At 64.8% G+C, this 10,428-nt stretch carries 11 protein-coding genes; 4 read left to right on the top strand and 7 right to left on the bottom strand.

Annotated features, from left to right (window positions below):
• A partial coding sequence (locus ACQUQO_RS04175; protein WP_435076700.1) for an aldehyde dehydrogenase family protein occupies nucleotides 1–108 on the top strand: 108 nt, incomplete at its 5' end.
• 503 nt (nucleotides 109–611) lie between these two features.
• Here ACQUQO_RS04175 and ACQUQO_RS04170 read toward each other — a convergent pair.
• Genes ACQUQO_RS04170 through ACQUQO_RS04155 form a run of 4 tightly spaced genes read right to left on the bottom strand, consistent with a single transcriptional unit; the run spans nucleotide 612 to nucleotide 4,515 of the window.
• Entirely contained in the window at nucleotides 612–962 is a 351-nt protein-coding gene (locus ACQUQO_RS04170) for a Zn-ribbon domain-containing OB-fold protein (RefSeq protein WP_435076696.1), read from the bottom strand.
• Nucleotides 959–2,125, bottom strand: a complete 1,167-nt coding sequence (locus ACQUQO_RS04165; protein ID WP_435076695.1) for a thiolase C-terminal domain-containing protein — start codon at nucleotides 2,123–2,125, stop codon at nucleotides 959–961. Before ACQUQO_RS04165 ends, ACQUQO_RS04170 begins: the two co-directional genes overlap by 4 nt.
• Before the next feature lie 43 nt (nucleotides 2,126–2,168).
• The gene (locus ACQUQO_RS04160; RefSeq protein ID WP_435076694.1) at nucleotides 2,169–3,692 is read right to left on the bottom strand and encodes a class I adenylate-forming enzyme family protein; all 1,524 of its coding nucleotides are present in this window, start codon (nucleotides 3,690–3,692) and stop codon (nucleotides 2,169–2,171) included.
• 55 nt (nucleotides 3,693–3,747) lie between these two features.
• Complete coding sequence (locus ACQUQO_RS04155) at nucleotides 3,748–4,515, bottom strand: SDR family NAD(P)-dependent oxidoreductase (RefSeq protein ID WP_435076693.1); 768 nt, start codon at nucleotides 4,513–4,515, stop codon at nucleotides 3,748–3,750.
• Nucleotides 4,516–4,623: 108 nt separating this feature from the next.
• Between ACQUQO_RS04155 and ACQUQO_RS04150 the strand changes: the two genes are divergently transcribed.
• Nucleotides 4,624–5,472, top strand: a complete 849-nt coding sequence (locus ACQUQO_RS04150) for an SDR family oxidoreductase (RefSeq protein WP_435076692.1) — start codon at nucleotides 4,624–4,626, stop codon at nucleotides 5,470–5,472.
• Between the two features lie 63 nt (nucleotides 5,473–5,535).
• Nucleotides 5,536–6,762 carry an acyl-CoA dehydrogenase family protein gene (locus tag ACQUQO_RS04145; protein WP_435076691.1) on the top strand — a complete coding sequence of 409 codons (1,227 nt, stop codon included), beginning with the start codon at nucleotides 5,536–5,538 and terminating at the stop codon, nucleotides 6,760–6,762.
• 43 nt (nucleotides 6,763–6,805) lie between these two features.
• Here the strand turns inward: ACQUQO_RS04145 and ACQUQO_RS04140 are convergent, their stop codons facing one another.
• A complete protein-coding gene (locus ACQUQO_RS04140) occupies nucleotides 6,806–6,940 on the bottom strand; it encodes a DUF7128 family protein (protein WP_435076690.1) in 135 nt (44 codons plus the stop codon).
• Between the two features lie 77 nt (nucleotides 6,941–7,017).
• Between ACQUQO_RS04140 and ACQUQO_RS04135 the strand changes: the two genes are divergently transcribed.
• On the top strand, nucleotides 7,018–9,168 hold the full coding sequence (locus ACQUQO_RS04135) for a CDC48 family AAA ATPase (RefSeq protein ID WP_435076689.1): 2,151 nt from the start codon (nucleotides 7,018–7,020) through the stop codon (nucleotides 9,166–9,168).
• 44 nt (nucleotides 9,169–9,212) lie between these two features.
• On the opposite strand, the gene ACQUQO_RS04130 is transcribed toward ACQUQO_RS04135, so the two are convergent.
• Nucleotides 9,213–9,395, bottom strand: a complete 183-nt coding sequence (locus ACQUQO_RS04130) for a hypothetical protein (RefSeq protein ID WP_435076688.1) — start codon at nucleotides 9,393–9,395, stop codon at nucleotides 9,213–9,215.
• A 151-nt stretch (nucleotides 9,396–9,546) separates the two neighbouring features.
• The gene (locus ACQUQO_RS04125; RefSeq protein WP_435076687.1) at nucleotides 9,547–10,428 is read right to left on the bottom strand and encodes a winged helix-turn-helix domain-containing protein; all 882 of its coding nucleotides are present in this window, start codon (nucleotides 10,426–10,428) and stop codon (nucleotides 9,547–9,549) included.

Raw genomic sequence — 10,428 nt, 5'->3', positions numbered from 1 at the left:
GCGGGCCAGCCCTTCGGCGGCTACAAACAGTCAGGTATCGGCCGCGAGCAGGCCGAGGAGACCCTCGACCACTACTCACAGACCAAGACTATCAACATGAATCTCTGAGTCAGCACGCCTTTCTATATAGTTGAGATTTTGAACTTTCAGACGGTAAGTAGTGGCCGAACAGTTACATATTTGAGAGCGGAACAGCGGATATGATTAGCCGACGAACGTGGGCACGTGTCGTTTTCGTCAGTAACGTTCTCGTGCTCCCTCTTCGCGTATACCAGTGGCGTCGTAGCAACGACGAAGATGGGCAGTCAGTTTCGCTCGTCCCACGATGGCTGGTTGCAGGATTCGCGTACCGAGTGGGGTATTATTGGGCGCACGACCGCGACATCGGTGACATTCGGACGAACCTCCGGCATCGCGCTCTTTCCTCGTTGTTCCGACTGCTGCTCGGTGTCGGTCTCACTCTCGGTCTCCGGACATCGTCCCGGTCGGAGTCCCTGTGGTATAGTCTTTCGACGGGTGAAAGCGCCGGACAAATCGTCTACCGGCTCTGGTACGGCGTGCTTCGGCCCTTACCGGGGACGGACGAATAAATCCACTACCAGCAACACGGACTACTCGGCACGGAAGACCGGTGCCGGCTCGTCGGCGTCGAGCACGCCGTCGAAGGCCACGCGGTCGCCGATGTCGACATCGCCCTCCAGCCGGGCGGTCACGCGTGCACCGTCGAGTTCGACGGTACCGACCTGATAGGGTCCCTCGAAGCCCGTCGGCGGGACCTGGACCGTCGTTTCGGTGTAGACTTCGCCCTCCTCGGGGAGTTCGGTCGTCTCCATGTCGCGGCCACCACAGTCGTTACAGACCGCAAAGGGCGTGCCGTAGGTCGCGCCACACTCGGTACAGCGGACCCCGAGCAGGTCACCATCCTCTAGCGCTGCCGTCCACTCGTCGTGGGTGAGGCTCATCCGCGCACCTCCATCACGCTAACGACAGTGGTTGCGGCGTCGCCACCCAGATTGTGCGCCACAGCTCTGTCGGCTCCCTCGATCTGGCGTTCGTCGGCATCACCCCGCAACTGCTCGGTGAGTTCGACGATCTGCGCAGTCCCAGTAGCGCCGATTGGATGGCCCTTCGCCTTCAGCCCACCCGAGGGATTTATCGGGCGGTCGCCGTCCATCGCCGTGCGCCCTTCCGCGGCGGCGGGACCGCCCTCGCCGTTCTCGAAGAAGCCGATGGCCTCGCTCGCCATCACTTCTGCGCCGGTAAAGCAGTCGTGAACCTCCGCGAAGGCCATCTCTTCAGGGCCTGTCTCGGCCTGCTCGTAGGCTTCTGCGGCGGCGTCACGGGCGGCCTGCGTGGCGTGCGGGACGGGTTTCGCGCTCAGCGGCACGACATCGGTCGCGTGGCCGACGCCCCCGACGTCGACGGGTTCGTCGAACGAGTCGGCACGGTCGTCGCTCGTGACGACGACGGCGCTCGCGCCATCGGAGAACGGGCAGCAGTCCATCAAACGGAACGGATCGGCGACGATTGGCGATTCGAGGACCTCCCCGACGGTGATCTCCTTGCCGAAATGGGCGTTCGGATTCCGGGTCCCGTTTTCGTGGTTTTTCACGGCGATGTGGGCGAGTTGCTCCTCGGTCGTGCCGTGTTCGTACATGTGCCGTTTCGTGAGCAGCGCGAACACGCCCGGAAAGGTGAGTCCCGTCGGCTGTTCGTAGTGGCGCTCGGACGCGGAGGCGAAGATGCGCGTCATCTCGCCGGTTCCGAGACCAGTTTCGGGCGTGCAGCGTTCGACGCCACCCACCAACACCGTGTCGTGGATGCCCGCTTCGACGGCTTCGACGGCGTTTTTGAAGGCGTTCGCGGAGGTCGCACAGGCGTCCTCGTAACGCTGGCAGGGCACACCTGCAAGACCGACCTGCGAGGCGACCGCCGGGGCGAGATGCGTGTCGTTTTCGGTCTGGCCGCCCATCGCGTTGCCGAAGTAGAGCGCATCGATGTCGTTGGGGCCGATGCCGGCGTCGTCGTACGCGCCGAGCGCCGCCTCGGTGAACAGCTCCGAAAGCGTGCTCTCGTGGACGCCGAACGTCGTCATGTCCGCACCCACGACGCTTGCTCGTGTCATCAACAATGGTTGGGGATGGAGGCACAAAGACCTACCGAGGCCGTTATCCCAACTGGCTCTTGATGACTTTGCCGGTGGGGTTGCGCGGCAACTCCTCGCGGAACGCCACCTCGCGGGGGACCTTGAAGTCCGCGAGGCGGTCTCCCACGACCGACTGGACGTCCTCCGCACTCATCGAAACGCCTTCACGGGCGACGACTACAGCTTTGATGCGCTCACCCCATGTCTCGTCGGGAACGCCGATAACTCCCGCCGCAGCGACGTCCGAGTGGTCTTCGAGGACGGCCTCGATTTCGGTTGGATAGACGTTTTCCCCGCCGGAGATTATCATGTCGTCGTATCTGTCGACGAAGTAGACGAACCCGTCCTCGTCACGGCGAACGAGGTCCGAAGAGACGAAATAGCCCTCGTCGAAGACTTCTCCCGTTTTTTCGGGCATACCGAGATACTCGCGGAAGGCGGTCGCTCCCTTGTAGGCCGCGCGACCGACCTCGCCCTGTTCGACTTCCTCGCCATCGTCGTTCACGATTTTGAGCGTGACGTTGATGATGGGTTTGCCGATGCTGTCGGGCTTTTCGAGCGCGTCCTCGGGGTGGAGGATGGTCGTCACCGGCGACATCTCCGTCTGGCCGAACACCTCGTAGAGGTCCGCATCGAACGCTTCCATGACTTCTCGCTTGAGTTCCTCGCTTGAGGGGGCCGCGCCGGTCATGTACGACTCGAACGACGAGAGGTCGTATTCCGCGAAGTCATCGACGGCGAGCATCGCGCGGCTCATCGTCGGAACGAAAAACGAGCCGGTAATTCGCTCCTCGTCGATGATTTCGAGGGTGCGAACCGGGTCGAACTCCTCGACGATGTAGGTCGTCGAGCCGGCGTAGAAGGTGTTGTTGAACACGCCGATGGCCGCGATGTGGAACATGGGCGTGACGACGAGAAATCGGTCGGCGTTCTCCTCGAAGCCGGCGCTGTAGACCGTGTTCACCGAGTTCTGAATCAGGTTGTCGTGGGTGAGAACACAGCCCTTCGGCTGGCCCGTCGTGCCGCTGGTGTACAGTAGTGCTGCGTCGTCCAAGCGGTTCGGCACTATCTCGATCCGCTCGCCCGAAGCGGACGCGCGGGCCGTCCGGAAGTCGTCGGCGAACTCGGGAACGTCCGCACCGATATAGAGGTACTCATCGACGGGTGTGTCACCCTCTCGGACCGCCCGGACGGTCGGTGCGGCCTCACTGTCGAAGACACAGAGACACGCCTCGCTGTCGTGGAGGACGTACCCGACTTCCTCGTCCTTGAATCGGTGGTTGACCGGGACCGGGAGCGCGCCGAGCTTCATCGCGCCGTAGTACGTTTCGAGGGTCTCGGCGTTGTTCCGCATATAGACCGCAACCCGGTCGCCAGCTCCGACGCCCCGGTCACGGAGCAGGTGCGCCACCCGGTCTGCGCGCTCGTTGAACGCGGCGAAGGTGAGTGACTCACTGCCCGTCTCGGATTTCATGACGAGACAGGTCTCGTCGGGATGTCGCCGCGCGTTTGCCTCCGCTACATGGCCGAACGTGAGTCCGCGCATGGGTGCTGTACGATATCGATTCACATATAACTACGTCCTGGGACGGACTCGACGGTCAGTGGGCCGCATACCCACCGTCCACGACGTGGACCTCGCCGGTGGCATATGAGGCTGCGTCGCTTGCGAGATAGACCGCTGCGCCGGCGATTTCCTCGGGGTCGGCGAAGCGGTCCTGTGGAATTTCGTCGAGTAAGTCCTCGTGGATGCTCTCGTTTTCCCGAACGCCCTTCGTGAACGCCGTCTTCACGTAGCCGGGCGCGAGCGCGTTGACGCGGATGTCGGGTGCCCACTCGATGGCGAGGGTCCGCGTCATGCCGACCAGCGCGTGCTTCGACGCTGTGTAGGGCACTTGATGGGAGAGTCCGACGACGCCGCCGACGCTGGCGACGTTTACGAGACTGCCATTCCCATCGCGCTCGTCGATGCGGCGGGCGAACTCCCGGGCACACCGGAAGGCCCCGGTCGCGTTCACGTTCATGATGTGCTCCCACGTGTCGATATCGAGGTCTTCGGCAGCCCCGAAATACGGGTTCGTGCCCGCGTTGTTCACGAGGACGTCCACCGAACCGAACGCTTCTTCGGCGCGGTCGAACGCTGCCTCGACGTGGGCGCTCTCGGTCACGTCCGCGGTGCAGGCGATGGCATCCCCACCATCCGCTTCGATGCGCTCGACGGTCGCTTCGAGGTCTTCCTCCGAGCGGGCGAGTGCCACCACCGATGCCCCTGCATCGGCCATCGCGACGGCGATTGCCTCGCCGATGCCGCGGCTGGCCCCCGTCACGAGCGCCACACGACTTTCGAGCGAGAACCGTTCGAGTCCCATACCCGTTCTCGGATGGCGGGCACAATAAGTCCCGAGATGGCCTGCGGCGAACCATCACGATTCGTCATCCATAGCCAGCGTTATGGGACGTCCCCACAGAATCAGCGCATGGCGCTCGAACACCCGGATTTGAGCGGTCGAACCGCGTTCATCACCGGTACCACGCGAGGCATCGGCAAGCAGATAGCGCTCGCGCTCGCCGAGGCTGGCTGTAACGTCGTCTCGACGGGGAAGACCGTCGACGACACCGATAGCGACCTCGACGGCACGATTCACGAGACCGTCGACGAATGCGAGGAGCGCGGCGTCGATGCCCACGCCATCCAGTTGGACCTGCGCGACGCCGAGGCGGTCGAGGCGGCCGCCGCCGAGGCCATCGATGTCTTCGGCGAGGTCGACATCGTCATCAACAACGCGAGCGCCATCCAGATGGCGAACATCGAGGAGATGCCGGCGAACCGCTTCGACTTGATGACCGACGTGAACGTTCGGGGCACGTATCTCACGAGCCGGGCGTTCGTTCCTCACCTCAAGGACATCGGCGGTGGGCGGATTCTGACGAACGCTCCGCCAGTAGCGATGGACCGCGCGCCCGGCAAAGCCGCCTATGCGTGGTCGAAGATGGGGATGACGTTCGTGACGCTCTCGCTGGCGAGCGAGCTGTCGGGGACGAACGTTGCCGCGAACAGCTTCTGGCCCGTGACGGTAATCGACACACGGGCGTCGCGGTACTTCGGGATGGGAACCGAAGACGACTGGCGCTCGCCGGCAATCGTCGCCGATACCGTGCTCGAACTGCTCGGCCGCGACGACGAGTTCACCGGCAACGCCGTCTATGACGAGGACGTGCTCCGGGAGGCCGGCATCACCGATTTCTCCGAATACAACCTCACCGAGGGCGACCCGGCACCGCTGTCGGCCCAACTGTTCGACCCCGACTACGAGCGCCCCGAGTAGTGTTTTCGGGCCGCCATCGAGACGAGGAACTATGTGATTGCTCCCCGAACGGTTCGAACACACATGGCACAGGAAGCAGCGACCCCATCCGGCGTTTCCTTCGAGACCGACGAGGAAACCGACCTCATCCTGCGAAGTCTCGACGAGTTCGTCGCACAGGAGGTGGAGCCGATTGCCGATGAGTTGGGCGAGACACTCACGAACCCACGGTTCGGCCACGAACCCGACGGACGGCTGACCGACGAGGTGCTCGACGCCATCGGCGAGGTCAGAGAACGGAGCGCCGAGGCGGGCTACTACGCGATGAACATGTCCGTGGCGGTCGGCGGCGAGGGCGTCTCGACCGTGACGTGGTATCGGGCCAACAGACATCTCGCGGGGTCGGGCGTGCCGCTCGCAAACGAGGTACTCGCCGGTCCCGCGGGTCCGAAACCGCTGCTCGCGGCCGCCGAGGGCGACCAAATAGAAAAGTACCTTGAACCGGCGATGGCCGCCGAAAAGACGACCGCCTTCGCCCAGACCGAACCGGGTGTCGGCTCGGACTCGCCGAACATGGCCACCACGGCCGAGAAGGACGGCGACGAGTGGGTGCTGAACGGCACGAAACAATGGATTACGAACGCGCCGTATGCCGACTTCGTGCAGGTGTTCGCCCGGACAACATCCCAAGAGGAGGCGGGCCGCCACGGTGGCGTCACGTGTTTCATCGTCGAGGCCGACGAGTACGAGGTCGGCGCGCTCAACAACGCCGTCGGGGCCGTGGGTCGCCAAGCCGAACTCCGCTTCGACGACGTACGGGTTCCGGAGGACAGAGTGCTCGGGACGGTCGATTCAGCCTTCTACGACGCGATGGGCTTTCTCGGTCTCGGCCGCCTCGAAATCGGCGCGCAGGCGGTCGGCCACACCGAGTGGCTGCTCGACCGAGCGACCGAGTTCGCCGGCGACCGCGAGGCGTTCGGTCGCTCAATCGGGGAGTTCCAGTCGATTTCGCACAAAATCGCCCGCGGGCGAGCAAACCTCTTCGCTGCGGACGCCGCCGGCCTGCGGTGTGCGTGGACGCTCGATGCGGGTGAATCGGCAATCGCCGAATCGTCGATGCTGAAGTGGCTCGCCACGAACACCTTCTGGGAGGTCGCCGACGACGTGGTGCAGGTCCACGGCAGCAGCGGACTCGCAGAGGAAAACCCGTTCATGGACCGCCTCCACGAGGCGCGTATCTTCCGCATCGTCGAGGGGACCGACGAAATCCAACTCAACACCATCGCCAACCAGTTCGGTCTCGGGCAGTAGCCTTCGACCACGCCCGGGCAGCCGTCCGGTGGTCGTTCGCGTCTTACTGGAGGTAACTCGGCTCCTCGGCGTCGCAGGTCTGCTCGTGTTGCTCGGCCTCGTTACCGTCGTCGAACATGAGTCCGCAGTGTTCGCACTCGTGCCACGTGGTCCCGTCACGCTCGGTCTGGACGACCATATTGGCGTTGGGCCATCGACGACCAAAGGTGTTGCCCCAGTGGGAACGCTGAAGGCGGTCGGTCCGTATCTCGAATCATGGCCGGTGGGGATGCGGACGGCGTCGAACTCGTCGTCGAAGGCGCACAGAAGCGGGATGCGGGCCGTGGTGTCGCCCGTCTGCCGGAGACCGCCCGCCACGCGCTCGGCGTGTTGAGTGGCGACACGGTGGTCATCGAGGGCGAAAACGCCACGGTGGCAAAGGTCTGGCCCGCAAGCGGCGACCTCGCGGGCGAGAGGGTGCGCATCGACGCCGACACGCGGACGAACGCTGGCGTGAACGTCGGCGACACCGTTTCGGTGTCGCCCGTCTCGGTTGCCGAGGCCGACCGGGTGACCATCGACGTTCCCGGGACGCTCGATGCGAGCGAGAAGCTCGCGGGACTCCTCAAGCGCGCGCTGCTCGACCGCCCCATCAAGACCGGCGAGCAGGTGCGCATCGAACGCCTCGGCCCGGAACCGCTCGCCATCGAATCGACCACGCCCGAGGGCACCGTTCGCATCACGAACGAGACGACCATCAGCCTCAGCGGCGGTGCCGGCGACGGGGCGGACACGTCGACGACCTCGACCACGACGAGGACGGCAACAACGACGGAAACGACCGATGCGAGCGAGGGGTCGGCGCGTGTGACCTACGAGGACATCGGCGGGCTGGACGACGAACTCGACCAAGTCCGGGAGATGATAGAACTGCCGCTTTCGGAACCCGAACTGTTTCAAGAGCTCGGCATCGACCCGCCCTCCGGCGTACTGCTCTATGGACCACCGGGGACGGGCAAGACGCTCATCGCGCGGGCGGTCGCCGGCGAGGTCGATGCCTACTTCACCACGATTTCCGGGCCGGAAATCGTCTCGAAGTACAAGGGCGAATCCGAGGAGAAGCTCCGCGAGGCGTTCGACCGAGCCGAAGCGAACGCGCCATCGGTGGTGTTCATCGACGAGATAGACTCCATTGCGGCCGCCCGCGGCGACGACGCCGACATGGAGACCCGCGTGGTCGCCCAGCTGTTGACGCTGATGGACGGTCTCGAAAGTAGAGGACAGGTGGTCGTCATCGGCGCGACCAACAGGGTCGATGCCATCGACCCCGCCCTGCGCCGTGGCGGCCGCTTCGACCGCGAGATCGAGATCGGCGCACCCGGCGAGGCGGGCCGGCGCGAAGTGTTGGACGTCCACACCCGCTCGATGCCGCTCGCTTCGGATGTGGACCTCGACCGACTGGCCGCCCGCACTCACGGGTTCGTCGGCGCGGACCTCGAATCGCTCGCCGTCGAGGCGGCGATGGCCGCGCTCAGACACCGCGACGACCGCGAAACGCTCGACGTCACCCGTGCGGACTTCGAGACGGCGATGGCCGCCGTGGACCCCTCGGCGATGCGCGAGTACGTCGCCGAGACCCCGAACGCGGGCTTCGACGACGTCGGCGGTCTCGACGAGGCCAAGGCAACGCTCACCGAGGCCGTCGAGTGGCCCCTATCCTATGGGGCGCTGTTCGAAGCGACCGCGACCGACCCGCCGGCCGGGGTGTTGCTGCACGGGCCGCCCGGAACCGGTAAGACGCTGCTCGCGCGCGCGCTCGCCGGCGAGAGCGACGTGAACTTCATCTCTGTAGCGGGTCCCGAACTGCTCGACCGATATGTGGGTGAATCCGAAAAGGCCGTCCGGGAGGTGTTCGCCCGCGCCCGGCAGGCCGCCCCGGCCATCGTTTTCTTCGACGAAATCGACGCCGTTGCGGGCGGGCGCGGCGAAAGCCACGAGGTGACGGAGCGAGTGGTCTCTCAACTGCTGACCGAAATCGACGGGCTGGCCGAGAACCCGAACCTGATGGTGCTCGCGGCGACGAATCGGAAAGAGGCTATCGACCCTGCACTACTTCGCCCGGGCCGCATCGAATCACACGTCGAAGTGCCAGCTCCCGACGAGGGCGCTCGGCGGGCGATTTTCACCGTCCATACCGAGGAAAAGCCCATCGCCGAGGACGTGGACCTCGACGCGCTCGTCGACCGCTCGGAAGGATACTCCGGCGCGGACATCGAGGCGCTCTGTCGGGCAGCCTCGATGCGCGCCATCCGCGAGGTCGCCGGCGAGCACAGTCCCGAGGAGGCAAAAGCTCACGCCGACGAAGTGCGCATCACCGCAGCACACTTCGAGGACGCCCGCGAGTCAATCACCCCGACGTTCGGGTGATGGTCTCGGAAAGCCGATTCGGGCCAGAAGGGTCGACCAGGTGCTCAGGCCGCCCGCCGTGTCCGCAGCAGGCTCAGAACGACCCGCCGTCCGAGTCGCACCATCACATACGCCACACCCATGAGTGCGCCGAGACCCACGGCGAGCAGCGGGTTGGCGACCATCCAGAGGAGTACGGGCACGAGCACCATCGCCGCGTAGACGACCGCCACGTCCCTGGGATTCACCCGCGCGTTCAATCGTCGGTTCCGCTCGACTCGTCCGTGCCGCGTCGTTCGTCCCTTCATACATGTAGTGAGAGGAACCACGCCACCAAAAGCATAATCTGAAATACATTTTTGTAACGCGCGTTACTGAATTCGATTTCAGTAACTGGACTCAGAGCGCGCTGCGGCGGGTCTCGACCAGCGAGAGGCCCCCATCGAGGGTGGCGCGGAGCCGTTCGTCGTCGAGGTCGATGGCGAGTTCGAGTTCCCACGGGTCGGTCGAGCACACGGTCGTGTGGTCGTCGCTCACACACCAATCGAGCTGCCAGTACGGCGTCGCCCCGAGGTCGATGCCGTGGTCGCGGTGGAAGGCAACGACCGGCGAGCGGTCGAGCAAGCTCAGGCCGATGGCCGAACAGAGGCTATGGCTGCACTGCTCGCAGACGTGGTCGGCGCGAAGCCCGACCCCGAGACAACACTCGCCCTCCCGCGATATCGTGGTGTTCATTCGACCGCTGCACTCGGGACAGACCCCGTCCTTGGCCAGACAGTGGAGATGGCGCACCCGCTGGTCGAACGCCTCCAATACTTCTTCGTTCGTGCGGTCGTTGAGTCCGCCCGGCGGGAAGGAGTATTCGCCGTGGGCGCGGCCGCACTCGGGACAGTCGAGTGCGAGCATCTCCTCGTCGTAGCTCGCGACGAGCGCCTCCCCGCACTGTGTGCAGCCGTCATCGGTCGTGAACGGCTCGAGCCGGGGATGTTCGGTGAACGACCCCGCGAGCACCGCGCTGACGACCTTCGCGCCGGCGGTGCGGAGTTCGTACCCCTCCTCTACTTTCCGCACGTACTGGTCGGTGAGTTTGCCGAGATGATAGTTGAACTGCGCGCTGTCGCGCATGCCGACCATCTCGTTGAGCGCCGAGAAGCGAACGGGTCCGTCCTCGGCCCGCCAGAGCGCTTCGAGGATGGATAGTCGGGTCTCGTTCCCGATGAGCGCGAACGCATCTGCCGGGGCGACGCAATCGACACACTCCTGGATGTCCGGCTTGCTCAT

The organism is Halococcus sp. AFM35 (genome assembly GCF_051195015.1).
In the GTDB taxonomy this organism is placed as follows: domain Archaea; phylum Halobacteriota; class Halobacteria; order Halobacteriales; family Halococcaceae; genus Halococcus.
Note: the sequence above shows the minus strand (reverse complement) of the source record. Positions and strands in the feature narration are given on the sequence as shown.